At 61.6% G+C, this 24,469-nt stretch carries 27 protein-coding genes and 1 other RNA gene; 14 read left to right on the top strand and 14 right to left on the bottom strand.

Annotation, left to right across the window (positions count from 1 at the left end; translation table 11 throughout):
• Nucleotides 1–118 precede the first annotated feature (118 nt).
• Both B9N72_RS17075 and xsc read right to left on the bottom strand, forming a co-directional pair.
• Nucleotides 119–1,489, bottom strand: a complete 1,371-nt coding sequence (locus B9N72_RS17075; RefSeq protein ID WP_234986031.1) for an amino acid permease — start codon at nucleotides 1,487–1,489, stop codon at nucleotides 119–121.
• A 346-nt stretch (nucleotides 1,490–1,835) separates the two neighbouring features.
• Nucleotides 1,836–3,647, bottom strand: a complete 1,812-nt coding sequence (xsc, locus tag B9N72_RS17070; protein ID WP_085277484.1) for a sulfoacetaldehyde acetyltransferase — start codon at nucleotides 3,645–3,647, stop codon at nucleotides 1,836–1,838.
• A 164-nt stretch (nucleotides 3,648–3,811) separates the two neighbouring features.
• On the opposite strand from xsc, the gene B9N72_RS17065 reads away from it, so the two are divergent.
• Both B9N72_RS17065 and B9N72_RS17060 read left to right on the top strand, forming a co-directional pair.
• A complete protein-coding gene (locus B9N72_RS17065) occupies nucleotides 3,812–4,657 on the top strand; it encodes an IclR family transcriptional regulator (protein ID WP_085277483.1) in 846 nt (281 codons plus the stop codon).
• A 15-nt stretch (nucleotides 4,658–4,672) separates the two neighbouring features.
• Entirely contained in the window at nucleotides 4,673–5,917 is a 1,245-nt protein-coding gene (locus B9N72_RS17060; RefSeq protein WP_085277482.1) for a D-amino acid dehydrogenase, read from the top strand.
• A gap of 36 nt (nucleotides 5,918–5,953) precedes the next feature.
• Here B9N72_RS17060 and B9N72_RS17055 read toward each other — a convergent pair whose 3' ends face one another.
• The 6 genes from B9N72_RS17055 to B9N72_RS17035 form a co-directional block, all read right to left on the bottom strand.
• Complete coding sequence (locus B9N72_RS17055) at nucleotides 5,954–6,739, bottom strand: substrate-binding periplasmic protein (RefSeq protein ID WP_085277481.1); 786 nt, start codon at nucleotides 6,737–6,739, stop codon at nucleotides 5,954–5,956.
• Nucleotides 6,740–7,032: 293 nt separating this feature from the next.
• Entirely contained in the window at nucleotides 7,033–7,242 is a 210-nt protein-coding gene (locus B9N72_RS17050; protein ID WP_085277480.1) for a hypothetical protein, read from the bottom strand.
• A 246-nt stretch (nucleotides 7,243–7,488) separates the two neighbouring features.
• On the bottom strand, nucleotides 7,489–7,947 hold the full coding sequence (locus B9N72_RS17045; RefSeq protein ID WP_085277479.1) for a hypothetical protein: 459 nt from the start codon (nucleotides 7,945–7,947) through the stop codon (nucleotides 7,489–7,491).
• Nucleotides 7,948–8,492: 545 nt separating this feature from the next.
• Complete coding sequence (locus tag B9N72_RS20915) at nucleotides 8,493–8,705, bottom strand: hypothetical protein (RefSeq protein ID WP_143477856.1); 213 nt, start codon at nucleotides 8,703–8,705, stop codon at nucleotides 8,493–8,495.
• A 279-nt stretch (nucleotides 8,706–8,984) separates the two neighbouring features.
• Complete coding sequence (locus B9N72_RS17040) at nucleotides 8,985–10,157, bottom strand: MFS transporter (RefSeq protein WP_085277478.1); 1,173 nt, start codon at nucleotides 10,155–10,157, stop codon at nucleotides 8,985–8,987.
• A 49-nt stretch (nucleotides 10,158–10,206) separates the two neighbouring features.
• Nucleotides 10,207–10,830 carry a TetR/AcrR family transcriptional regulator gene (locus B9N72_RS17035; RefSeq protein WP_085277477.1) on the bottom strand — a complete coding sequence of 208 codons (624 nt, stop codon included), beginning with the start codon at nucleotides 10,828–10,830 and terminating at the stop codon, nucleotides 10,207–10,209.
• Nucleotides 10,831–10,975: 145 nt separating this feature from the next.
• On the opposite strand from B9N72_RS17035, the gene B9N72_RS17030 reads away from it, so the two are divergent.
• Nucleotides 10,976–11,497 (top strand): hypothetical protein, encoded by a 522-nt coding sequence (locus B9N72_RS17030; RefSeq protein ID WP_200811043.1) that lies wholly within the window; start codon nucleotides 10,976–10,978, stop codon nucleotides 11,495–11,497.
• A 415-nt stretch (nucleotides 11,498–11,912) separates the two neighbouring features.
• On the opposite strand, the gene ssrA is transcribed toward B9N72_RS17030, so the two are convergent.
• From ssrA to ilvA, 3 genes are all read right to left on the bottom strand, one after another.
• Nucleotides 11,913–12,276, bottom strand: a transfer-messenger RNA (tmRNA) gene (gene ssrA, locus B9N72_RS17025).
• A 57-nt stretch (nucleotides 12,277–12,333) separates the two neighbouring features.
• Nucleotides 12,334–12,981 carry an HAD family hydrolase gene (locus B9N72_RS17020; RefSeq protein WP_085277476.1) on the bottom strand — a complete coding sequence of 216 codons (648 nt, stop codon included), beginning with the start codon at nucleotides 12,979–12,981 and terminating at the stop codon, nucleotides 12,334–12,336.
• 63 nt (nucleotides 12,982–13,044) lie between these two features.
• The gene (ilvA, locus tag B9N72_RS17015) at nucleotides 13,045–14,574 is read right to left on the bottom strand and encodes a threonine ammonia-lyase, biosynthetic (protein ID WP_085277475.1); all 1,530 of its coding nucleotides are present in this window, start codon (nucleotides 14,572–14,574) and stop codon (nucleotides 13,045–13,047) included.
• A 231-nt stretch (nucleotides 14,575–14,805) separates the two neighbouring features.
• Here ilvA and B9N72_RS17010 point away from each other — a divergent pair, with 231 nt between their 5' ends.
• The 5 genes from B9N72_RS17010 to B9N72_RS16990 all read left to right on the top strand — a co-directional run bounded on the left by B9N72_RS17010 (nucleotide 14,806) and on the right by B9N72_RS16990 (nucleotide 18,512).
• Nucleotides 14,806–15,948, top strand: coding sequence for a D-alanyl-D-alanine carboxypeptidase family protein (locus tag B9N72_RS17010; protein ID WP_085277474.1), 1,143 nt, complete (start codon nucleotides 14,806–14,808; stop codon nucleotides 15,946–15,948).
• A gap of 65 nt (nucleotides 15,949–16,013) precedes the next feature.
• Nucleotides 16,014–16,283: an HP0495 family protein gene (locus tag B9N72_RS17005; protein ID WP_085277473.1), complete on the top strand. Its 270-nt coding sequence runs from the start codon at nucleotides 16,014–16,016 to the stop codon at nucleotides 16,281–16,283.
• 3 nt (nucleotides 16,284–16,286) lie between these two features.
• Nucleotides 16,287–16,910, top strand: a complete 624-nt coding sequence (lipB, locus tag B9N72_RS17000) for a lipoyl(octanoyl) transferase LipB (protein ID WP_085277472.1) — start codon at nucleotides 16,287–16,289, stop codon at nucleotides 16,908–16,910.
• On the top strand, nucleotides 16,907–17,854 hold the full coding sequence (gene lipA, locus B9N72_RS16995; RefSeq protein WP_085277471.1) for a lipoyl synthase: 948 nt from the start codon (nucleotides 16,907–16,909) through the stop codon (nucleotides 17,852–17,854). Before lipB ends, lipA begins: the two co-directional genes overlap by 4 nt.
• 4 nt (nucleotides 17,855–17,858) lie before the next feature.
• Nucleotides 17,859–18,512, top strand: a complete 654-nt coding sequence (locus tag B9N72_RS16990; RefSeq protein WP_200811041.1) for a cytochrome b/b6 domain-containing protein — start codon at nucleotides 17,859–17,861, stop codon at nucleotides 18,510–18,512.
• A gap of 65 nt (nucleotides 18,513–18,577) precedes the next feature.
• Here the strand turns inward: B9N72_RS16990 and B9N72_RS16985 are convergent, their stop codons facing one another.
• Both B9N72_RS16985 and B9N72_RS16980 read right to left on the bottom strand, forming a co-directional pair.
• Nucleotides 18,578–19,018 (bottom strand): c-type cytochrome, encoded by a 441-nt coding sequence (locus B9N72_RS16985; protein ID WP_085277469.1) that lies wholly within the window; start codon nucleotides 19,016–19,018, stop codon nucleotides 18,578–18,580.
• Between the two features lie 105 nt (nucleotides 19,019–19,123).
• Nucleotides 19,124–19,426: a hypothetical protein gene (locus B9N72_RS16980; RefSeq protein WP_085277468.1), complete on the bottom strand. Its 303-nt coding sequence runs from the start codon at nucleotides 19,424–19,426 to the stop codon at nucleotides 19,124–19,126.
• Between the two features lie 147 nt (nucleotides 19,427–19,573).
• Between B9N72_RS16980 and B9N72_RS16975 the strand changes: the two genes are divergently transcribed.
• Genes B9N72_RS16975 through B9N72_RS16955 form a run of 6 tightly spaced genes read left to right on the top strand, consistent with a single transcriptional unit; the run spans nucleotide 19,574 to nucleotide 23,609 of the window.
• Nucleotides 19,574–20,008 (top strand): Fur family transcriptional regulator, encoded by a 435-nt coding sequence (locus tag B9N72_RS16975; protein ID WP_008953900.1) that lies wholly within the window; start codon nucleotides 19,574–19,576, stop codon nucleotides 20,006–20,008.
• Nucleotides 19,996–20,928, top strand: coding sequence for a CobW family GTP-binding protein (locus B9N72_RS16970; RefSeq protein WP_200811040.1), 933 nt, complete (start codon nucleotides 19,996–19,998; stop codon nucleotides 20,926–20,928). The genes B9N72_RS16975 and B9N72_RS16970 overlap by 13 nt, the downstream gene beginning before the upstream one ends.
• An 11-nt stretch (nucleotides 20,929–20,939) precedes the next feature.
• Nucleotides 20,940–21,095 carry a hypothetical protein gene (locus B9N72_RS21120; RefSeq protein ID WP_159453051.1) on the top strand — a complete coding sequence of 52 codons (156 nt, stop codon included), beginning with the start codon at nucleotides 20,940–20,942 and terminating at the stop codon, nucleotides 21,093–21,095.
• Nucleotides 21,092–21,835 (top strand): metal ABC transporter ATP-binding protein, encoded by a 744-nt coding sequence (locus B9N72_RS16965; RefSeq protein ID WP_085277466.1) that lies wholly within the window; start codon nucleotides 21,092–21,094, stop codon nucleotides 21,833–21,835. Before B9N72_RS21120 ends, B9N72_RS16965 begins: the two co-directional genes overlap by 4 nt.
• Entirely contained in the window at nucleotides 21,835–22,710 is an 876-nt protein-coding gene (locus tag B9N72_RS16960; RefSeq protein WP_085277465.1) for a metal ABC transporter permease, read from the top strand. The genes B9N72_RS16965 and B9N72_RS16960 overlap by 1 nt, the downstream gene beginning before the upstream one ends.
• An 8-nt stretch (nucleotides 22,711–22,718) precedes the next feature.
• Nucleotides 22,719–23,609: a metal ABC transporter solute-binding protein, Zn/Mn family gene (locus B9N72_RS16955; RefSeq protein WP_085277464.1), complete on the top strand. Its 891-nt coding sequence runs from the start codon at nucleotides 22,719–22,721 to the stop codon at nucleotides 23,607–23,609.
• Here B9N72_RS16955 and B9N72_RS16950 read toward each other — a convergent pair whose 3' ends face one another.
• Entirely contained in the window at nucleotides 23,610–24,290 is a 681-nt protein-coding gene (locus B9N72_RS16950; RefSeq protein WP_085277463.1) for a sulfite exporter TauE/SafE family protein, read from the bottom strand.
• Nucleotides 24,291–24,469 lie beyond the last annotated feature (179 nt).

The following is a 24,469-nucleotide window of genomic DNA, read 5'->3' as shown; positions in this document are numbered from 1 at the left end:
GGAGAATGCAACAGTAAATTTCAAATATCGGTACAAAAAGTACTGATATTTTGTTTTAAGAGGGGGAAAGGCAGCGGGCCGCCGAGGTGGTGCCGGCGGCCCGCTGGAAGGGGAGGGGTTAGAGCTTGGTGAAGTCGGTCGACGCTTCAGCCAGGGAGATCGCCGGGGCATTCCGGCGGCAGATCTGACGCACCACGTAGCCCACCAGCAGGAAGCCGAGGCTGGCCACGCCCAGCAGCAGCGGCGTGCGCTGATCGGGGATGAAGGCCATGGCCACCACGATGCCGATCATGCCGGCGATGGCGAGGTAGGTCAGGTAGGGATAGGCCCACATCTTCACGCGCAGGCGTTCCGGGGCCTCGCGTTCGAGGCGGGCGCGCAGGCGCAGCTGGGAGATGGCGATCAGGATGTAGACGAAAATGGCGACCGTGCCGTAGGAATCGACCAGGAAGGAAAACACCGTATCCGGCGACACGTAGGACATCACCACCGCCGCGTAGCCGAACAGCGTGGCAAACAGGATGGCGCGCACCGGCACGCCGTTGCGGGTCAGCTTGGCCAGCGATTTGGGCGCGTCACCACGCTTGGTCAGGGCAAACAGCATGCGCGACGACGCGTACAGGCCGGAGTTGAGGGCCGACAGCACGGCGGTCAGCACCACGGCGTTCATGATCTGCGCCGCGGCCGGGATGCCCATCGCGTTGAGCGCGCTGACGTACGGGGTGGCGATGCCGGCCGAATTCCACGGCACCAGGCAGACCACCAGCAGCACCGAGCCGACGTAGAAAACCAGCACCCGGGTGATGACGGAGCTGGTGGCCCTGGCGATGGCTTTTTGTGGCTCGGCGGTTTCCGCGGCGGCGATGGTGACGATCTCGGCGCCGAAATAGAAACCGGTTGCCGCCACCGCCCCGGTCAGCACCGGCACCCAGCCGTGCGGGGCAAAGCCACCGTGCGCGGTCAGGTTGCTGACGTTGAGGCTCGCTCCCGGCCACATGCCGAGTACGTACAGGCTTGCCAGGAACAGGAACACGACGATGGCGCCGACCTTGATCGAGGAGAACCAGAACTCGAATTCACCGAACGACTTCACCGAGATCAGGTTGGTCAGGGTGAGCGTCACCAGCAAGGTCAGACTGATGATCCAGGTCGGCATGTCGGGCAGCCAGTAACGCACCAGGTTGGCCCCGGCGACCGCTTCGAGCGCCACCACGATGACCCAGAAGTACCAGTACATCCAGCCGGTGAGGAAGCCGGCCAGCTCGCCCACGGCCGGGCGGTCGTGCCAGGCCTCGCGGGCGTATTCATAGAAGGAGCCGCCGGTTGGCAGGGCGACGGCCATTTCCCCCAGCATGCGCATGACTAGCACCACGAGCAGGCCGGTGATGAGGAAGGAGAGAATGGCGGCGGGGCCGGTGGCCTTGATCACCACGCCGCTGCCGACAAACAGACCCGCGCCAATCACACCACCGAGTGCAATCATGGTCATGTGGCGCTGCTTCAGGCTGTGCTGGAGCCCGTTTGAATGCTGCTGGTTGCCTATCACTTTGATATATCTCCGTATTTCTCTATTGTAGGACGCCACGGTTTATTCAGTTGTAAGGGTTGGCAGGGCGCGAGCGCTGCCACCGGTCCGTGGTCGTTCAGGTCGTGTGACTGTCCGTGCTGCCGGGTCGTGGAGGTATCCGGGCAGCCGGGGTGGTTATCTCGGTTCTGGTTTGCCTTTCAGAAATGATGAGGTCGCCGCGGCGGTGAGGCGGAGCGGACCGTGAGTCGTACACTGCCTGCGACACGGTCCGCTTGTCTTCACTTTTTCGCGTCAGCGCGGTGGTTGATCAAACGTAATCCTTGTACTTGTCGAGGAATCGAACCGGTTTGGAGAGGGCATCGCGGCGGAAGGGGTCGCCCAGCTCGCGAGTGCACATGATCTCGATGATGCAGGTCTTGCCGTGATTCATCTGCAGGTCGATGGCCTTCTTCAGGGCCGGGCCGACATCCTCGAGACGGTCCACGGTGATGCCCTCCGCGCCCATGGCGCGGGCGATCTCGGCGAAGCTCTGGTTGTCGAGCTCGCCGGCGACGAAGCGGCGGTTGTAGAAGTCGACCTGGTTCTTCTTCTCCGCCCCCCACTGGCGGTTGTGGAACACCACGGCGGTGACCGGGATGTTGTGACGCACGCAGGTCATGGTCTCCATCAGACTCATGCCCCAGGCACCGTCACCGGCGTAGGACACCGCCGGGCGATGCGGCGCCGCCACCTTGGCGCCGATGATGGTCGGGAAGGCGTAGCCGCAATTGCCGAAACTCATCGCCGCGAAGAAACTGCGCGGCTTCTCGAAGCGCAGGTAACTGTTGGCCACCGAATTGATGTTGCCGATATCGGTCGACACCATCACATCCTCCGGCATCGCCTTCTCCAGCTCGCGCAACACCTGGCGCGGATGCAGGAACTCACCACCTGAGAATGGCCGCTCCTGAGCATTCTGCTCGATCATGTCGAGGCTGAACGGATCGCGCTCGTGCGTCCACTCGTCCAGCTCCTTCTCCCAGGCCGCCTTCTCGGTCGCGATCTTGTCGGCACGCTCGGCACGGGTCGCATCGCAGGCCAGGGTGCGGTTGGCCAGACGCTGCGTCAGCGCCACCGCCGCCGCCTTGGCATCGCCGCAAATGCCCACCGAAATCTTCTTCACCAGGCCCAGCATCTTGTTGTCGGCATCGATCTGGATGATCTTCGCGTTCTTCGGCCAGTAATCCATGCCATGCTGCGGCAGCGTGCCGAACGGCCCCAGGCGCGAGCCCAGCGCCACCACCACGTCCGCCTGCGCCATCAGCTTCATCGCCGCCTTCGAGCCCTGGTAGCCCAGCGGACCGCACCACAGCGGATGGCTGGCCGGGAACGAATCGTTGTGCAGATAGCTGTTCACCACCGGCGCCCCCAGGCGCTCCGCCAACGCCTTACACTCCTCGACGGCATCGCCCATCACCACGCCGCCGCCGGAAATGATCACCGGGAACTTGGCCTGCGCCAGCAACTCCGCCGCCTCGTTCAGGCTCTGCTCGCCGCCGGCACCGCGATCCAGACGCGAGGGCTTGGGGATCTCGGCGGTGATCTCGCCGTAGAAATAATCGCGCGGGATATTAAGCTGGGTCGGGCCCATCTCGCTCATGGCGCGGTCGAAGCAACGGCCGGTGTACTCCGCCATGCGGGCCGGGTGCGTGACATGTCCCTGGTACTTGGTGAATTCCTGGAACATCGGCAACTGGTTACACTCCTGGAAGCCGCCCAGGCCCATGGTCATGGTGCCGGTCTCCGGGGTCACGATCACCACCGGGCTGTGCGCCCAGTAGGCGGCGGCGATGGCGGTCACGCAATTGCTGATGCCCGGGCCGTTCTGGCCGATCACCACGCCGTGGCGGCCGGACACGCGGGAAAAGCCATCCGCCATGTGGGCGGCGCCCTGCTCGTGGACCACCGGGATCAAACGGATACCGGCGGGGGCGAAAATATCCATGGCATCCATGAAGGCCGACCCCATGATGCCGAACATATCGGTCACGCCATTGGCCACCATGGTTTCGACGAAGGCTTCGGAAGGGGTCATCTTGGTGGGGCCGACGGGCACCGTACGGTTGGCTTGCTCGCTCATGCTGACTAGTCTCCTGTGGGTATTATCTCAAAACCGGTACGAAAGATTCCGATATGTGAGACACGATTCAACTCTAGGAGGGTGCATGCGGCAAGTCAACAAGAAAATGCGTAAAACGATACTTGTTGTATCAAAAACAGAAACTGAACTATGATGGAAACGCCATGAACGACACACCACAGACCCCGCGAAGCGAACCGGGCCGGCTCGATGGCGACACGCCGACGCTGCGGCTGTTCGCCCTGCTGGAAGTGATCGCGGAAAAGGACCAGTTCTTCACCCTGCAAGGGCTGGTGGAAGAAACCGGGCTGCCCAAGCCGACGCTGCACCGCATGCTGCAGCAACTGGAAAGCGCCGGGATGCTGCAACGCGACGGCGACGGGCGGCACTACAGCACCGGGGTGCGGCTGCGGCGCATGGCGGAAAACCTGCTGCTCAACAACACCGTGCACGGCGCGCGCCACGCGGTGCTGCGCCAGCTGGTGGAAGAAGTGGGCGAAAGCTGCAACATCACCGCGCTGTCGGGCAGCGAAGTGCTGTACCTGGACCGGGTGGAAACCCCGGCGCCGCTGCGCTTCTACCTGCATCCCGGCTCACGGGTGCCGGCGCACTGCTCGGCCAGCGGCAAGCTGTTCCTGGCGCAGATGAGCCCGAGCCAGCGTCGTCGGCTGTTGGAGCACGTGCCGCTGGAACGCTACACCGCGAAGACGCTGACCGACCTGGCGGCGCTGGAGCGGGAGATCGAGCGGGTGAAGCGGGACGGCTACGCCTGCGACGACGAGGAATTCCTGCCGGGGCTGTTCTGCCTGGCGGTGCTGGTGCCGACGCCGGGAGGCAAGTCCAACACCGGGATTGCGATCCAGGCGCCGGTGCTGCGGGTGACGCCGGACAAGGCGTTGCAGCTGCTGCCGGCGTTGCAGCGGGCGGCGGCGGCCCTGGCCAAGATCGAGGCCGAGGCCCAGGCCGGGGTGGGGCGTGCAGAGGGGCCGGTACTGTCGGACCCGGACTAATGTAAGGAGCGGGTGATGAAGATTATCGTCCTAGGGGCCGGCGTCGTCGGGGTCACGTCCGCCTGGTACCTGTCCCGGCAAGGCCATGACGTCACCGTGATCGACCGCCAGCCCGAGCCGGCACTGGAAACCAGCTTTGCCAACGGCGGCCAGATCTCGGTCTCCCATGCCGAGCCGTGGGCGAATCCCCATGCCCCGCTGAAGGCGCTGCGCTGGCTGGGCAAAGAGGATGCGCCGCTGTTGTTTCGCGTGCGCGCCGACCCGGCCTTGCTGGGCTGGACGCTGCGCTTTCTGCGCGAATGCCGCGCCGACCGTTACAAGCAAAATATGCGGCACGTCGTCGCACTGGCGCTCTACAGCCGGCAGTGCCTGAAACAGCTGGGCAGCGAGCTGGCCGGGCTCCAGTACGACCGGCTGGAGCGCGGCATCCTGCACGTCTACACCGACCACACCGAATACGCCAAAGGAATCCAGGCCGCGAAGCTGCTCGGCGAGTTCGGCTGCGAACGCCGCCCGGTCTCGGCGGCGCAATGTCTCGATCTCGAGCCGGCGCTGGCGCCCCTCGGTGATCGGCTGGTGGGGGGCGACTTCGCCGCCGACGACGAATCGGGCGACGCCCGCCAGTTTACCCGGCAGCTCGCCGAGCACTGCCGCCGTGCCGGGGTGCGGTTTGCCTTCGGCCAACCTCTGGTCCGTCTCGAGACCGAGCAGGGGAGGATTGCGGCGGCGGTCACCTCCGACGGCCAACGCCACGTCGCCGACGCCTACGTCGTGGCGTTGGGGAGCTACGGTCCGGCGCTGCTGCGCCCGCTGGGTATTTCCCTGCCGGTTTACCCGGTCAAGGGCTACTCCGCCACCTTTGCCCTGTCCGAGACGAGCGTCGCCCCCACGGTCAGCCTGATCGACGATGAATACAAGATCGTCTTTTCCCGGCTGGGCAACCGGCTGCGCGTGGCCGGCACCGCCGAGATCGCCGGGTTCAATCACGACCCGAACCCCATCCGCTGCGACCTGCTGGTGCGCCGTACCCGGGAACTGTTCCCGGAACTCAACGATCAAGGCAACCCCGAATTCTGGAGCGGCTTGCGCCCCGTCACGCCGTCCGCGGTTCCCTTCATCGGCCGTTTGCGCTATCCCAACCTCTGGGTCAACACCGGCCACGGCACCCTGGGCTGGACCATGGCGTGCGGCTCGGCCGCCGCGCTCAGCAGTCTCATGGGCGGACGGCAGCCGCCGGTCGATTTTCCGTTTCTGGCTTGAGCCGGCCGGACGGGACGGGTGGCGGCCGCTCTCGGGCTAAAACCCGTAGCGGGCGAGAATGCGGTCGACTTCGCCTTCCTGCTGCAACGTCAGCAACGTGGCATCGAGCCGTTTGATGAAATCGGCCTTGAACGCCGGCGACGCGCGGCGGCTGAAGCCTACGTAGGCTTCTTCTCCCGACAGTTCCGTCACCTCATGCAGCGTGAGCGCATCCAGTTCCGGAAAGTGGGCGGTATCGTCCTTCATGCGCTTCACCGTGTAGCGGATCGACAGGCTGTCGTTGGCGTAGCAGCCGATGCGGTTCAGGGCGAGCTTGCGCAGGTTCACCGCGTTTCCGTTCGCCTCGTCGATCCGTACGGTGTGGTTCCGGCGGGCAGTCACCAGCACCCCGGAGAGGGCGAAGCCGGCGTTGATGCCGATGGTGACGTCGCCGAAGTCGCGCGGGAAGCGCTGGCGCGGCTTGCTCATGGTCCTGTCGTTGCACACCACCACCACGCGTTCGCGGTAGAGCGCGATCGAGTAGGCGTCGATAAAGGTCCGCTCCTCCCGCCGGTAGGGCGGAAACAGCCCGAACGCCTCGCCGCTCTCCAGCATCGACAGCCCTCGCCGCCACGGTGTCGGCACCAGCTCCAGCTGGTAGCGTCCCGTCATCCTGCTGGCGGCCGCCTGCAGCAGCTCGACATAGATGCCTTTGAACTGACCGTTTTCGAGGTAGGCATAAGGGGGGTAGGAGTCGTCCCCGTACAGCACCACCCTCTCACCGGCATGGCAGGACAGCGTCACCAGCAGGGCAGCCAAGGCGGGGCAGGCGCAAGACTTCACGATGATCCTCCCGGAGCCGATTCGCTGACGCGTTGAGTATAGGCGTGGCGGTCCGTCACGGCCGGACAAGAGCAAGCCGGCAACCTGGCGGAAATTCGTCCCGGCGCCGGCGCTAAGGGCGGTGGCCAGTCGCGGGTATGCCAGTAGAAATGCCCGTCAATGGGGGGGGCTTCGGGCGGGTGCGCGCAGGGCAGGCCAGCCTGCCATTTCATGGGCATCGAAAACCGGGTTGATGGCGGGAGTCCACCGTGGATGACGGGACGGTTGCTTCATCGGTCATCCATTTGCCCACCTTACGGCCGGGCCTTCGGGATCTTGAATACCCTTTCGACGGGGTATCCGGGGCGGTCGTAATGGACCACCGCCATTTTGTGATGCTCGCAATCGGTGGGGTCGTGCAGGTAGATGAACGCTTTTAATCCGCCGTGTTTACCGCGCTGGACGGCCCAGGCGAGAATGAAATCATCACTGTCAAACACGGTCGGCAAGTTGTTTGCATGCATGGCAGAGTATCTACAGTCTTGTTGATTGTTTTTAAACTATAGGTAACAGAGATTGATGCCGAATCGGCCGGGCTTGATGTAACGCAAACTTGCGACAATTAGGCGGATTGCCGCTCGACGGCCACAGCCGGACAAGGGCGGTGTCGGCCAGCTTACGCGGTGTGGCGGGAGTACTGGCACAGGGCCATAGCCATGGGATGAGCCGGGATGAACTGGACGAGCGGAGCCGGGCGGGCTGCAGCACTGTTAAACCTTGAGCGATAAGCCGCATCCGGCCAGCTCCAGCATCACCATGTTGATTCTCTGGGTTTGTGAATCATCCGCTTCGGTCGGCAGGATCAGCCGTCCTTCCTGCGAGCCTTTCAAGGGTTTGGCGGTCACGGCGAAGGGATGAAAGCCTACGTACCAGCCCAAACTATTTTTGGCATTGACCCAGCCGCATAGCGAATCTCCATACTGCTCATGGTCAATGGACCATTGCAAATCCCTGAACTGGGCGGAGTCGGGGTCTTTTAGCGAGTCTCGTACAATCTGCAAGTAGGCTGCCTGCTTTTGCTCTCTCTTTTTATCCTGTTCAGTCTTCTGCCGGGCCAGTTCGGCCGCTTTCCGCTCTTGGAGTGGTGAGGACGCTTCGGGTGGAGAGTCGCCACAGGCGACAAGCGAGATCAAGGTCAGGATAACGAGAAATGACGGTGGGGTCTTCACGTCGAATTCCTTATTACATGTGGTGGGCAAGAGCTGCACCGCCTGGACTTGTTCAGGCCGGTCATGGCAGCCTGAGCCCTGCTGTATAACCTCACGATAGCTAAAAAAATCCGGCTCTCAAGCAGGCAAATGGCAGAACCTGGCCCATCTTCCCCGTCAACTCGGGAGGGGTGCTGCTGCACGATGATGTCATGGCCATAGGCCATTTCAGAACGATCCCCGGGTCACGTCCGAACTGTCAGACGCCGTCTCGCTGTCCGGCGGGGTGCTGCTTGCCAAGCCGTCGCGGGTGGCCACCATTTATCCATTGAGCAATAACGTCACCCCTACAACACCACGGTCACGGGTATCGCCAGCGCCGCCATCACGGCGACAGCAACGAGTGGCCCATTGCCCGGGGCGGTACCTGCGCAACAGAGTCCGTGGTGGTCGTGATGGCAGCGGCCGCAACCGCGTTCACGCTGGACGACTGATTTGTGCCGTCTCTTCCAGAAACAACAACGGCCCACTGTATAGTGGGCCGTTTGTTCACATAAGAAAATATCTTAGTGGATGACCGACAAGAGGTGCTTCGGCAGCCAGTCGGCACCACCACGCGGCCAGGCAACCAGCACGCCGCGGGCGTGGTCACATGCGACGACCGTGCCATCACACTTCTCAACATGGCCGTACGGCGCATAATTCACGCGCAAACCAGGCTGAGGTTGAACTTCGTTACTTTGAAAAAGGGACAGAAGGCTGGAGATGATGTATTTCATATTCGAGATTGGACGTGCTGTGGTTTCTAAATCATTGAGCAGATTATAGTTGCCAATTGTGCGGTGCACCATAATGATTGCGACAAATATGTTCGTAAATGAGTATGTCTGTGTAACTTTGCGAATATTTACGCTTGCAACGAAGATGGTTGGATAGTGGCTTGGAAGCGATGAAGGCAAAAGGGCAAGCCGGTGTTGAAGAGATTGAGCGATGGGATGGCCGGGGGCAGGGGCCTGACGAAGCGAAGAGTAAGAAAGGCCGAGAAATCAAAAAGCCGGCTATTCACTCGCGAAGTAGAGCAGGGCTGCCACCGGTGCCACGATGGCGACGGCAAGCGTGCTGTGCCAGCCGAGGCAGGCATAGGTCCAGGCGCCGATCGCCGAACCGGCCGCGCCTCCGGCAAAGAAGATTGCGATGTACAGGCCGTTGAGCCGGCTGCGCACCGCGGCGCCGAGCGTGAAGATGGCGCGCTGGCCGAGCACTAGATTGGCCGAAACGCCCATGTCGAGCAGGATCGCCGTCAACAGCAGCACCGCCAGTGAGCCCCCGGCCATCAGCGGCAACAGCAAAGATACGATGATCAGGCCGAGTGCCAGCACCGTGCCTGGACGGCTCAGGCCGCGATCGGCCAAGCGCCCGGCCAGCGGCGCGGCAATGGCGCCGCTCACACCCGCCAACGAGAACAGCGCGATGCCGGTCTGCGAAAGGTGGAAGCCGTGCGCCAGTTCGAGCGGCACCGTGGTCCAGAACAAACTGAACGCGCCGAATGCGCTGGCCTGGTAGAGTGCACGCCGCTGTAGCACCGGGGTGGTTTTCAGCAAGTGCCACATCGAAACGAGCAGCGCCGCATAGTGCGTTCTGGCGACAGGATGGCGTGGCGGCAGTTTGTACGCCAGTACTGTGGCCAGCAGCACGATTGCGCCGGCCGACAGGGCGAACACCGCATGCCAGCCGAGCAGGTCGGCGATTAGGCTTGAAGTGGGGCGCGCCAGCATGATGCCGAGCAACAACCCGCTCATCACATTGCCGACCGCACGGCCGCGCTCGTGCTCGGGCGAAAAATGCGCCGCCAGCGGCACCAGTACCTGGGCCGATACCGAACTCAAGCCGATCAGCAGTGAAGCCGCCAGAAACAGCGCTGCATGGACAGACAGCGAGGCGATGACCAGCGCACCCGCCGCCACCAGCAGCGAACTCACCGCCAGCCGGCGGTTCTCCATCAGATCGCCGAGCGGCACAATGAACAGCAGCCCTAGACCATAGCCGACCTGCGTCAACGTGACGATTAGCCCGGCTGCTTGCGCAGGCAGGCCGGTTGACACGCTGATCGGCCCGACCAATGGCTGGGCATAATAGAGGTTGGCGACGATTACACCGCAGGCGGTCGCCAACAGTAGGGTCAGCCGCGCCGACAGTGTGGGTGTCGCGGTTTGTGCTGCGGTGCTGCTCATGAGCTTCTTCCCGTATGGAAATGAATATTTCCTAATTGATCAAAAAAAATTAACCGAGCGATTGCATGGCCAAGTCGACCACCTTGACCATCTCGTGCTCGGCCGGGCCGGTTTTGCCGTATACGCGCATACCCTGGATCAGGCAGAGCATGAAGCGCGCCGCGTCGGCGCTGTCAATGCTTGTGGCGATGCTGCCGTCCGCCTGACCGCGCTCGATCAGTTCGCGCAGTACTTGCTGGCGCAGTTGGAACACATGCGCGACTCGGGCGGCGACTTCCTCGTCGCGGGTGGCGAGCTCGACCGCAGTGGTCACCACCAGGCAACCGATTTTGCCTTCCATGCAGGACGACTGCTCGGCATAGTGCAATAGCATTTTGTGCAGCAGTTCGCGCCCACTGCCCGACTGGGCCAGTTGCTCCTGCATCTGTTCAGTGCGTAGCCGGGTGTAGTGTTCGAAAGCGGCCAGAAAAATGCCGCGTTTGTCCTTGAAAGCCTTGTACAGACTGCCGCCGGACAGGCCCATGCCCTGTTCCAGATCGCTGATCGTGGTGGCATGGTAGCCGTGCTGCTGAAACACGCGCATGGCATCGTCCAGTGCGCGTTCCAGGTCGAACTCGCGCGGCCGTCCCGGGCCACGCCCCGGCGGTTTCGCTAATGCGGTCAAGGTAGACATATAAACATTATGGAATCGATTGTTTCCAAATGCAAGAGTGACATGTGGGTGCCATGTTGTGCTTCCAACGGTTGCGCAGGAAAGGGCTGCCGGCTCATTGGCACAGTGCGGCCGGCCGGGGGTTGGATTGCCACGTCACGGCTATATGCAAGCCATCGGAAAGTTGGGGTGGCTCGTGCTATGGTTTAATGACTTCGTGCTCGAAGTGAAAGGGCACTCTATTGCTGTGCCACAAAGGGCGTCGAAAAAGGAGGTTTTCGTGAACAGGGATGAACGTGAGACGTCAGAGAAACGCTGCCATGCATTGCGCTCATCGTTGCTGGAACTGCATCGGGTGCTGATTGAGCTGGAGCGACGGCATTACGAAAAACGCCATGGTAAGCACTCGGCAGGTGAGTTCTTGCAGGTGGTAGCATTCTCCGATGAAATGCGATGGTTGGAGCCCCTGAGCCGTTTGATCGTGATGCTGGATGAGGCGCTGGAGCAGGGGGCTGACTCCAGCATGACTCCCAGCGTCGTTACGTCTAGGGTGCGAGATCTTCTAGGATTGGATCGAACAAAGAGCGATGTTTTCTCCGTTCACTACATCCAGCACTTCGATAAATCGCCAGAGTTGGCTGCTGCACATACCGAAGTACTCAAACTTCTAAAGAGCAATGGCTCCTAACCTCGGGTCATGCGGACTTGGCTCACGTGGTATTTGCCAGTCTGCGGGAGCTATCGTTAGGCTGATGGGATAAGGTGAAATTGTAAGGTGTATTTTGGGGTGCTTTGATTTTATAAAGAAAAACGCCGTATTGAGCGGCGTTTTTTATCGAAAAAGCTGGTGGAGGCGGCTAGAGGGGGGCATTAAGCGCGCTAATTGGCATATAAAGGTAGGCCTTGGCGAGTGCCAAAAGCTGCGCAAAACAATACCAAAACTCGCGCAACGTTACAGTGGGGTGTGAGCTACCCCCGCTTGTACCCCCTGAATGGTCTGGATGTAGGGGGTACTTACTGGACAGTATAGGACATGCTAGAAAGCAAAAACCCCATGAAATCATGGGGTTCTGGCTCTTCCTGGACGGCTCAGGAAATCAAATTGGTGGAGGCGGCGGGAATCGAACCCGCGTCCGGAAATCCTCTACAGTGAGTTCTACATACTTAGCCGTGTCATTTGGATTTAACCCCGGGTCACGCCGACGGGCAGGCTGGACTGGAGCGAGTCACCTATTGTTTCGCGCTGGATCAAGTGACCCGGTACAGCGCTAGCTGATGTAGAGTGACACTGCAGCGGTTTGACCCACCCGACCCATCAGCGAATCGTTGCAGTGTCTGGCGCAATTAAGCGGCCAGAGCGTAAGTTTCGTCGTTTGCGACTAAATAAATTCAGTGTTTTACGGGGTGACTGAAATCCCGGTATGCCCTCATCTGCTTCGCAACCCCCGTCGAAACCAGGTCGCCCCCAGATAAAGTTCCGTGATTGTACAGACAAAGACCGGTGCCGGCTAGTTCCGCAGCCGATTAAAGATAATTCAACAATTGGAGCGGATGGTCGATGGCGTGGTCGGCACCCCAGTCGTGCGGGGTGTCGAGATCGGAGATGTACCCCCAATTGGCCAGTACCGTTTTCATGCCGACGGCGTGGCCGGCCTGGATGTCGCGCTCGGCGTCACCGACGTAGATGCAGCAGCTTGGGTCGGCGCCGATCAACTCGGCCGCATGCAGCATTGGCTTGGGGTCGGGCTTGGCGACGCCGACGGTGTCGCCGCTGACGACCACCGCCGGGGGCGTGGCGAAGGGGAGGGCGGGCACCAGGCGGTCGGTAAAGCGCATCGGCTTGTTGGTGACGATGCCCCAGCGCAGATCGCGTGCGGCAAGCTGCAGGATCAACTCGTTGATGCCGTCGAACAGGCAGGTCTGGTTGGCGAAACTGGCCTCGTAATGATCGAGGAAGCGGGTGCGCAGCGTATTGAAGTCCGGGTGGCCCGGGTCGATGCCGAACCCAAGGCGGATCAGGCCGCGGGCGCCGTGCGAGGCGATGGGACGGATGGCGTCAAAGGGCTGCGCCGGCAGGCCTTCTTCCGCCAGCAGCCGGTTCAGCGCGGCGCCGAGGTCGCGTGCGGTATCGGCCAGGGTTCCGTCGAGGTCGAACAGTACGGCTTTGATCATGGTATGTGATGCGGGTCGGGCTTCGGCCAACCTTTTGCACGGGCGCAAGGTTGGCCGAAGGGGTTACAGGGCGGTCTTGCCCAGGAATAGTTTGTAGGCTGGGTTGTTGGTCTCTTCGATGTAAGGGTAGCCCAGGCTGTCGAGGAAAGTCTGGAACGCCTCGTTGTCGTAGCCGGGCACCTGGATGCCGACCAGCACCCGGCCGTAGTCGGCGCCGTGGTTGCGGTAGTGGAACAGGCTGATGTTCCAGTCGGTGCGCATGGCGTCGAGGAAGCGCATCAGCGCGCCCGGGCGTTCCGGGAACTCGAAACGCAGGATGCGTTCGTCGCGCAGCGCCGGGGCGTGACCACCGACCAAGTGGCGGATGTGCAGCTTGGCCAGCTCGTTGTCGGTCAGGTCGATGCCATCCAGTCCGTTGCTCTTGAGGTCGTCGATGATGCGGGTGACGTCCTCCTTGCTGCTGATCTGCACCCCGACGAAGACGTGAGCGGTCTTGTCGTCGGCGTAGCGGTAGTTGAACTCGGTGATGCTGCGATTGCCGATCACCGCGCAGAAGCGCTTGAAGCTGCCCGGCGCCTCCGGGATGGTGACGGCGATGATGGCCTCGCGTCGCTCGCCCAGCTCGGAGCGCTCGGAAACGTGGCGCAGGCGGTCAAAGTTCATGTTGGCGCCACAGTTGATGGCGACGAACGTCTTGCCCCGGCAGCCTTCCCGTTCGACATAGGCCTTGACCGCCGCCACCGCCAATGCGCCGGCGGGTTCGGTGATCGAGCGGGTGTCTTCAAAGATATCCTTGATGGCGGCGCAGATGGCGTCGGTGTCGACCAGGATGATTTCGTCGAGCAACTCCCGGCAGATACGGAAGGTTTCTTCGCCCACCAGTTTCACCGCCACACCATCGGCGAACAGGCCCACGTCCTTCAGCTCGACGCGCTCGCCCTTGTCGATGGACTGCTTCATGGCGTCGGAATCGACCGGCTGCACGCCGATGACCTTGATTTCCGGTTTCAGGCGTTTGATGTAGGAAGCCACCCCGGCCGCCAAGCCGCCGCCGCCGATGGCGACGAACACGGCGTCGACCGGTCCCGGATGCTGGCGCAGGATCTCCATGCCGATGGTGCCCTGGCCGGCGATGACGTCGGGGTCGTCAAACGGCGGGATGTAGGTCTTGCCGGTTTCCGCCACCAGTTTCATGGCGTGCTGATAGGCATCGCTGAACGACTCGCCGGACAGCACGACCTTGCCGCCGCGACGGGTGACGCCGTCGATCTTGACCTGAGGGGTGGTTACCGGCATCACGATGATGGCTTCGCAGCCGATTTTCTGGGCAGACAGCGCCACGCCCTGGGCATGGTTGCCGGCGGAGGCGGTAATCACGCCTTTTTCCAGCTGCTCGGTGGTGAGCTTGGCCATCTTGTTGTAAGCGCCGCGCAGCTTGAAGGAAAAGACCGGCTGCAGGTCTTCGCGTTTCAGCAAAATGGTGTTGTTGAAACGGCGGGACAAATTGGGGGCCGGTTCCAGCGGCGTCTCGATTGCCACGTCATAAACGCGCGAAGTCAGAATACGTTCCAGATAATCTTGAGGGTGGTGCATGGTGATGCCGATTGTCCTGATGTTTTCTTTGTGAACTGTCAGAGTATCAGGAACTCCAAGCTCTCGGGAAGCCGGCAGCTCCTGCATCGGGCGCCACGATGGATAGCCAGGGTAATTTTTGGCGGAAGAGGGCGGATTCGGGCGTGTTTTTGGCCGCATCGGTCCGAAGCAGGGGTATAATTGCTGGCCATATCGTTCACACCCATCATCGTGAAGTGCCGTTCCTCGCTAATGAAAAAACTGACTAGCCTGCTTGTGGCAGCCGCTGTTGCTCTGCCGTCCGTTTCCTTCGCTAATGCCCCGTTCGTTCCTCCCGTTCCGGAAATCGCCGGCAAGGCTTATTACCTGGTCGATTTTTATAGTGGCCAGGTCGTGGCCTCGAACGATCCGGACAAGCGGATCGCCCCGGCTTCGCTGACCAAACTGATGACCGGTTACCTGACCTACAAGGCCATCAAGGAAAAGCGCCTGACCCTCGATCAGAAGCTGACCGTGTCCCAGAAGGGCTGGACCACGGGCGGTTCGCGCATGTTCCTCGATCCCAAGGTTCCCGTCAGTGTCGACGACCTGATCAAGGGCATGGACGTGCAGTCGGGTAACGACGCCTGCGTGACCCTGGCGGAAGCCATCGCTGGCAGCGAAGAGGCGTTCGGCCAGATGATGACGGCCGAAGCGCGCCGGCTGGGCATGAACAACACCCAGTTTCGCAACGCCACCGGTCTGCCGAACCCGGAACACTACACCACGGTGCACGATCTCGGCATTCTGGCCAGTGCGATCATTCGTGAGTACCCCGAGTTCTACAAGACCTACTCGCTCAAGTCGTTCACCTATAACGGCATCTCCCAGCCCAATCGCAACCTGCTGCTGTACCGTGACCCCAACGTCGACGGCATGAAAACCGGCTTCACCGACGACGCCGGCTACAACATGGTGGCGTCCAGCCGCCGCGATGGCCGTCGGGTGATTTCCGTGGTGGTAGGTACCGCCAGTCCGGAAGCGCGCGCGGTGGAAAGCTCCAAGCTGCTGAACTATGGCTTGCAATTCTTCGATACGCCCAAACTCTATGCGGCGAACAAGCCGGTTTCGGAAATTCCGGTGTACAAGGGCGATGCCAAGAAGCTGCCGATCGGTTTCGCCAGCGATGTCTACTCCACGGTGCTGAAGGGGCAGTCTGCCCAGCTCAAAGCCGACCTGACCACCAGTCAGCCGGTCATCGCGCCAATCAAGGCGGGCCAGGTCGTGGGCAAGCTGGTCGTCAGCCTGGATGGCAAGAAGGTGCTGGAACGCCCTGTGGTGGCGCTGAAGGCGATCGAACAGGGTAATTTCTTCAGCCGCTTGTGGGATAGCATCAAGCTGATGCTGGGCTGGTAAGTGCGGGAGGTTGGCCGGGCTGTCGTCTTCGGCCAACCTTCATGTTTTTTCAGGATTAAAGAGTGATGAGTAACGATCTCAAGGATTTGCTGGATTTCCCCTGTCGCTTCCCGATCAAGGTGATGGGCGAGCAGCACCCCGATTTCCAGACCACCATCTACGAGGTGGTGCGCGTGCACGCGCCGGATCTCGAGAGGGTGGACATCGTGGCGCGCGACAGTTCCGGCGGCAAGTACATCTCGCTGACGGTCAACGTGATGGCCGTGTCGCGCGAGCAGCTGGACAGCATTTACATGGCGCTGAGCTCGCATGCCATGGTCAAGGTGGCGTTGTAAGCCATGGGTCGTATCGTCAAGCATCTCGGGCTGGTCGACTACTCGCCCACCTGGCGGGCCATGCAGGCCTTTACCGATAATCGCACCGCCGATACGCCGGACGAGCTGTGGTGTGTCGAGCACCCGCCGGTGTACACGCTGGGCCTGGCCGGCAAGCCCGAGCACCTGATCATCCCGAGCCAGATCGAAGTCGTGAAGTGCGACCGAGGCGGTCAGGTGACCTACCACGGCCCCGGCCAGCTGGTGGTGTATCTGCTGATCGACTTCAAGCGCATGGGCATCGGCGTGCGCGAACTGGTGCGGCGCATCGAACAATCGGTCATCGACCTCTTGGCCGAACTGGGTATCGAAGCCAACGGCGACGTCAATGCGCCGGGGGTATACGTGCGTGGCGAGAAGATCGCCTCGCTGGGACTGCGCATCAAGAACGGCGCGGTGTATCACGGTCTGAGCCTGAACGTGGACATGGACCTGACACCGTTCAGCTGGATCAACCCTTGCGGCTACGCCGGCCTCAAGGTCACGCAGATCAAAGACCAAGGCGCTTCGCTGACGGTAGCTGAAACGGCTGAACGCCTGCTGCCGCACCTGGAGCGACACCTGACGGTGAAGAAGGAGACCGCATGAAACTGGACAACCAGACTGGCGTGAAGCACAAGGGCGCCGAAAAGACCGCACGCATCCCGATCAAGATCGTGCCGCTCGACGAAAAACTGAAGAAGCCCGAGTGGATTCGCGCCAAGCTGCCCAACGGCCAGCGTTTCAACGAGATCAAACAGATCCTGCGTGAGCAGAAGCTGCATACCGTCTGTGAAGAAGCCACTTGCCCGAACATCGGCGAGTGTTTCAGCAATGGCACCGCCACCTTCATGATCATGGGCGACATCTGCACCCGGCGCTGCCCGTTCTGCGACGTCGGCCATGGTCGTCCCAACCCGCTCGATCCGAACGAGCCCAAGCACCTGGCCGAAACCGTGGCCGCGCTCCGGCTCAAGTACGTGGTGATCACCTCGGTCGACCGCGACGACCTGCGTGACGGCGGCGCCCAGCACTTTGCCGACTGCATCAGCGAAATCCGCAAGCTGTCGCCGAGCACCCAGATCGAAGTGCTGGTGCCGGACTTCCGCGGTCGTCTCGACATTGCGCTGGACATCCTGACGCAAACGCCTCCGGACGTGATGAACCACAATCTGGAGACAGCGCCGCGTCTCTACAAGCAGGCCCGTCCGGGTGCCGATTACCAGCACTCGCTCACCCTGCTCAAGGAATTCAAGGCGCGCAACCCGAACGTATCGACCAAGTCCGGCATCATGGTCGGCCTCGGCGAGACCGACGAGGAAGTGTACGAAGTGATGGCCGACATGCGCGCCCACAATATCGACATGATCACCATCGGTCAGTATCTGCAGCCGACCGACGGCCACCTGCCGGTGCTGCGTTACGTCCACCCGACCGTGTTCAAGCAGTTCGAGGACAAGGCTTACGAAGCCGGCTTCAAGCATGCGGCAGTCGGTGCCATGGTGCGCTCCAGCTACCATGCCGACCAGCAGGCGCACGGCGCCGGGGTGTAACGGCATGAAGCAGCGGGTGCTGGTGTGGGATCTGCCGCTTCGCCTGTTCCACTGGGGCATGGCCGGATTGTTTGGTGTCATGTGGTTTACCGGCAAGCAGGGCGGAGACTGGCTGCATTACCATCAGCTGGCGGGTTTTACGTTGGCCACGCTCTTGCTGTTTCGCCTGGCCTGGGGCGTGTTCGGCAGTGAGACGGCGCGCTTTGGCCGCTTCCTGGCCGGGCCGCGCACGGTTGGGCGCTACCTGCGCGGCGAGTTGAGCGAGACGGAGCAGCCGGGACATAACCCACTGGGGGGCTGGATGGTGCTGGCCCTGCTGTGTACCTTGTCACTGCAGGTGTTCTCCGGGCTGTTTGCCGCCGACGTCGACAGCTATCTGTACGATGGCCCGCTGGCAACCCGTGTCGCCGGCGAAGTGGCCGAGCGCATCACGGCCTGGCACAAGGCCTCGTTCGATGTGCTGCTGGTGCTGGTGTCGCTGCACCTGCTGGCCATTCTGGTGTATCGCGTGGTCAAGCGCAAAAACCTGGTGCTGCCGATGATTACCGGTTACAAGGCGATCGATGGGCAAGTCCGCTCGCTGCATTTTGCTCCGGCTGGCCTGGCACTGCTCGCACTGGGCGGTTCGGCGGGAGTGTTCTATGCGTTATTGCATTAGCCTCCCGATACACCGTCATAAAAAAAGCTGGCCTATGCCAGCTTTTTTTATGGCTGTCGTGCGGCTTACTTTTCCGGGCCGCGGAAACTGTCGTGACAGGATTTGCAGCTTTGTGCCACTACGCCATAACTCCGCTTGATATTGGCAATGTCGCCCGTTTTGGCCGCGGCATCGAGGTCGTTTACTGCCGTCAGGAATTTCTGCTGCGCGGCCTTGAATTTTTCCGGCTGGCTCCAGATTTCGGGTTTGGCTCGGCTTTTCGCGTCGATGCTGTTCGGCGTGAACAAAGTGAAAGGGGTTGCGGCGATTTGCTTCAGCGTATCGGCCTGCTTGATGAATTCATCCTTGCGGTACGGTGCGCGATCGCGTGCCACCAGCCCCATCGGCTCGAACGTCCGCAGAATTTTCTTGAAGGACTGCTGGCGCTCCTCCCCGGACGAGGCCAAGACCGGGAGCGACAGAGCTAACAGGGCGAGGGCGGGGGCAAGGTTTTTCGGAAGTGTCATGGGCGTCGAGCTCGGGTTGAACAAGCCGGTAAGGGTGAGCGCTTCAGCTTAAGCTCAGCTGAAGCGCTCGGGTAAAACGCGAGGGGCGGAGAAAGACGGTTGGTCTCAACTCAGCTCACCGGCCTGCTTCGAGCGGCGTGCCGTGTAATGACTGGCTTTGCCAGCTTGGCTGCCGTTCGCCGTAGAGGTATCGAGTTGCAGGGTTTGCTCGGCGAGCATGTCCAGATGAGCGGCCAGCTTGGCCTGTTCGTCGCGCGTCAGATTGTTTTTGCCCGGCGCTGGTTGCGCGGTCCGCTGTGTCGTTTGCTGACACTGAGTGAAAGCGTCGGAATGGGGGGCGATCAGGCCCGCGGCAAGCGCGCTGGTTACCAAGAGGCAGCCAGCCAGACACGATAGCATCCGCTTCATATGTTCTTCTCCGGTCGTTGATTGGCGTGAAGCCAGTCTAACACCATGAGAAATCCATTATACATGCCAAGAGTGTTAATAGTTGTGAAGGCCTGTGTTATATAATAACATAATGGTTCCATTCCAAAATCGTTGACCTTCCCCGTGATGAATAAGCAAAGCTATTTGGCCGCTGCCGAGCAGCATTGCCTGCACCGAGGCTGCAAGCTGACCGCCTTGCGCCGGCATATCCTCGAGCTGGTGCTCGAATATGACGGCGTGGTCAAGGCGTACCAGGTGCTGGCCGATCTGCAGCGCGAGCGCGGTGTGGCCGCGCCGCCTACCGTCTACCGGGCGCTCGACTTTCTGGTCGAGCAGGGGTTATTGCATAAGGTGGATGCCTTGAACGGCTTCGTCGTATGCAGTCATTTCGAATGCAATCACCATGGCTTGATCCTGGTGTGCGAGCAGTGCGGGCGGGTCGAGGAAATTGATGCCAGCCAGTTTTTGGGGGCGCTGAAGGAAGTAACCGAGGCGGTGGGTTTTGAAAGTCGTGAGCAGAACTTGCTGCTCACCGGGTTATGCAAGGCATGTCACGCATGAAGAAGACGATTGTCAATCTGTTCACCGGATTTCTCGGGGTGGGCAAAACCACGGCCTTGCGCCATCTGATCGCCAACCGGCCGGCACATGAGCGCTGGGCTGTCATCGTCAATGAATTTGGCGAGGTCGGTATCGACGGCGCGGCACTGAGCAGCGACGAACTGCCGGTGGCCGAAATCGCCGGGGGGTGCATGTGCTGCGTGGCCGGGCCGCAAATGACGGTCACCGTGGCCAATCTGCTGCGCCGAGAGCGTCCTGACCGGCTTCTGATCGAGGCCAGCGGACTGGCCCATGCCGCGGGTGTGATCGACGAATTGCGCGAACCGCCGCTGGGCGATGCGCTGACGCTGGGAGCGGTACTGACCGTGGTCGATCCGCGCCAGTTCACCAACCCCGATTACTTCCGCCAGCCGCTTTATCGCGATCAGGTGTCGCTGGCCGACGTGTTGGTCGCCAACAAGGTCGACCTGGCGGATGTTGACATGCTGGACGCCTTCCGGCGCCAGGCGGCCAGTCTGTTTCCGCCAAAATCGCTGGTGTCTGAGGTGCGGCAGGGGGCGCTGGACCCGGCCTGGCTTGATCTGGCCGTGACGCCCAAATCACGTTATCGCCCGGCAGTGCCACCCCAGGCCGCCTCGGACTGGCGCTCGCAGGGTTGGCTCTTCTCCGCCGATACAGACTTCAATGGCGAGGCGCTGACGAATTTCTTCGACACCCTGCCGCAGCGTGTGCCGGGGCTGGTGCGTGCCAAGGGGGTATTCCGGGTGCTGGGTTCGTGGGTCTGGCTCAACTGGGCGGAAGGGCAGTGGGGGGCGAGCCAGGTGGCCTGGCGCCGAGACAGCCGCTTCGAATTGATTGCACCCGAGTTGGATGCGGAAGAGATCGAGGCCGCCTTGCGCGCCTGTATCGAACAAGAGTGAATGGCACCATCATGAATAATGATCATCATCACCATCATCAGGAACCCATTCCGCAGCCTGGCGTCAGCCTGATGGGAATGTCGGTGGCCGAGCGGTTGGGCGGCGTGCTGGTCCTGCTGGCCCTGTTGTGGAGCATCGTCGGCTGGGCAATGGGGAGCGGGGAATGAGCGTTCGCGTCGAGAACCTGACTGTCTCCTACCTGCGTCACCCGGCGGTGCATCACGCCAGCGGATCGTTTGCCGAAGCCGAGGCGACCGCCATCTTCGGGCCCAACGGCGCCGGCAAGAGCACGCTGCTCAAGACCATGATCGGCGCACTGAAGCCCGACTCCGGCCACGTCAACCTGGGGCCGTTTAAGCGCAAGGACATTGCCTATCTGCCGCAACAGTCGGAGATAGACCGTACCCTGCCGGTTTCGGTCCACGACCTGGTGGCGACCGGGTTGTGGCACCAGACCGGGGTGTTCGGCAAGGTTGGCCGAAAGCAGCGGGCAAAGATTCAGGAGGCGCTGCAGGCGGTCGGGCTGGTCGACTTCGCCGAGCGTCCGATCTCGGCCTTGTCGACGGGGCAGTTCCAGCGTGTCTTGTTTGCCCGCATCCTGCTGCAGGATGCACCGCTGATCCTGCTGGACGAGCCGTTCAATGCCGTCGATGCCAAGACCACTTACGATCTGCTCGAGCTGGTGCGCCGCTGGCGCGATGAGGGACGTACGGTGATTGCAGTGCTGCATGATTACGAACAGGTACGAGCCTACTTCCCGTACACGCTGCTGCTGGCGCGCGAAATCGTGGCCTGGGGCAAGACCGAACTGGTGTTGACCGACCTCAACCTGCGTCGGGCGGCGGAAACGGCAGCGCACTGGCACGAACGTGCTCCGGTTTGCCGTGTGGACGAGGAGGCGGTGTAATGACGCACTTGTACGATCTACTCATCTCGCCCTTCATCGAATTCGCCTTCATGCGCCGTGCCTTGGCGGGTTGCCTGGCGCTGGCGCTGGGTAGCGGCCCGGTCGGCCTGTTTCTGGTGATGCGCCGCATGAGCCTGATGGGCGATGCGATGAGCCATGCCGTGCTGCCTGGAGCGGCGGTCGGTTTCATGGTGGCGGGCCTGAGCCTTCCGGCAATGAGCCTGGGTGGCTTCGTTGCCGGGGTGCTCGTGGCGTTGTTGGCGGGCCTGGCCACCCGTTTCACCACGGTCAAGGAAGACGCCAGCTTTGCTGCCTTCTATCTGCTGTCGTTGGCAGTAGGGGTATTGCTGGTGTCCCGCAACGGCAGCAACGTCGACCTGATCCACATCTTGTTCGGTTCGGTGCTGGCGGTGGACGATGCCGCCTTGCTGCTGGTGTCCGGCGTAGCGTCGTTCAGCCTTGTGGTGCTCGCGATCATCTATCGTCCGCTGGTGCTGGAAAGCCTCGATCCCGTTTTCCTGCGTGCAGTCGGCGGCAAAGGGGGCATCTGGCATCTGGCATTCCTGATGCTGGTTGTGCTGAATCTGGTGGCCGGCTTCCAGGCGCTGGGGACGCTGATGGCGGTCGGCTTGATGATGCTGCCTGCCATCACGGCCCGGCTGTGGGTGCCGAGCATCGGCCGCATGCTGGCCTTTTCGGTCGGGCTGGCGTTTGTCTGCGGCATTGGCGGGTTGCTGCTGTCCTATCATTTCGAACTTCCGTCCGGGCCGGCGATCATCCTGCTGGCCGGGCTGTTCTATCTGCTGTCCCTGTTCGTGGCGCCGCTGGGTGGGGCCTTGCCTCGCTATATCCGTGCCCGCCATCTTGAATCCTGAGGGAATACATGAAGAAAACCTTGTTGGGTGTCGCTTTGTTGAGCCTGCCGTTGTGGGCGTGGGCCAAGCTGCCGGTAGTGGCCAGTTTCAGTATCGTGGCGGACATGACCCGCGAAATCGGCGGCGACCGCGTCGAAGTGGTGTCGCTGGTCGGGCCGAATCAGGATGCCCACGTGTTCCAGCCGGCACCGGCAGACGTGAAACGCCTGGCCGCGGCCAAGGTGTTCGTTGTCAACGGCCTGGGCTTCGAGGGGTGGATGGGGCGTCTGACCCGTTCTGCCGGGTTCAAGGGCACGCTGATCGAAGCCAGCAAGGGCATCCAGCCGTTGATGGTGGAGGACCATGGAGTGGAAGAGCACGGTCATCAGCATGGTGGCATCGACCCGCACGCCTGGCAGGACCCCGCGCGGGTGCAGACTTACATCAAGAACATTGCGGAAGGGTTGAGCAAGGCGGATCCTGAGGGGCAAGCCGTCTACCGGCAGCGCGCGGCCGACTACGGGCGCAAGGTGGGCGAGCTGGATCAATGGGCGGCCAAGGCCTTAGCCGCCGTGCCGGCCGTGCAGCGCAAGGTGCTGACCTCGCACGACGCCTTTGCTTACCTGGGTAAGCGCTATGGCATCCAACTGCTCTCACCGCAGGGGGTGAGCACCGATACCGAGGCGTCCGCCAAAGCCGTGGCGATGCTGGTGCGGCAGATCAAAAAGGAAAAGGTGAAGGCGGTCTTCTTTGAGAACATGAGCGACAAGCGCCTGCTCGAGCAACTGGCGCGGGAGGCCAATGTGAAGGCCGACGCGGCACTGTACGCCGACGCTCTTTCGGCGCCCAACGGTCCGGCCAATAGCTACCTGGCGCTGTTCCGTTACAACGTGAATACCATTCTCAAGTCGTTCCGTTGATCAAAATGGGGTGTATTGGGGCAGCAGATGGCTGAGTAACTGATACACGCCCATTCCCACCACGGCCAGTCCGGCAATCAGCCGCACTGGCCGTTTTTGCAGCCAGCGTTTCAGGGTGTTGGCGAACAAACCCATGGCGAGCAGATTGGGCAGCGTTCCCAGAGCGAACGCCAGCATGACCAGTGCGCCACGAGCGGCCGACCCCGAGGCCAGGGCGGTGAGGCTGGCACTATAGACCAGTCCACATGGCAACCAACCCCATAGCGCCCCGGCCAGCAGCGCCTGGCCTGGATGGCGTATCGGCAGCAGGGGGGCCAGCAGCGGCTGCAAGCGCCGCCACACGGGCTTCCCGATCGTTTCGATGCGGGTGATGGCGGGCGATAACCCTGCCAGGTATAACCCCATGCCGATGATCATCACGTTGGCCAGCAGGTAGAGGCCAATTTGCAGCGGGCGTACTTGCAGCAAGGAGAGCCCTGCCTGTGCCAAACCACCAAGCAAAGTGCCAATCAGCACGTAACTGGCCATGCGGCCGATATTGTAGGAGAGCAGGATGAAACCGCGGCGTTGCTCGGGCAGATTCAGGGACAGCGCGGTGACTATACCCCCACACATGCCGATACAGTGCCCCCCGCCGAGGAGCCCGGCCAGGAACAAAACAAGAAAACTGGTCTCAATCATCGACGGCACCGCCAAGGAAAGCCTGATTTTACCAAACAGACGGTGGCTCTACCTGCATGTCGCTTTTCTTGCCTTTGGAATAATTGAAAAGGCGCCGATTTTATTTTGGCATTCATCAAGCAACGAGCTAAAAATTAATAAGTAAGAAACAGTTGTTGTACTGCTAAATATTTGTGTTA

The sequence above is a fragment of the Pseudogulbenkiania subflava DSM 22618 genome, assembly GCF_900177275.1.
Classification (GTDB): Bacteria; Pseudomonadota; Gammaproteobacteria; order Burkholderiales; family Chromobacteriaceae; genus Pseudogulbenkiania; species Pseudogulbenkiania subflava.
This window is presented reverse-complemented; position numbering and strand designations above follow the sequence as displayed.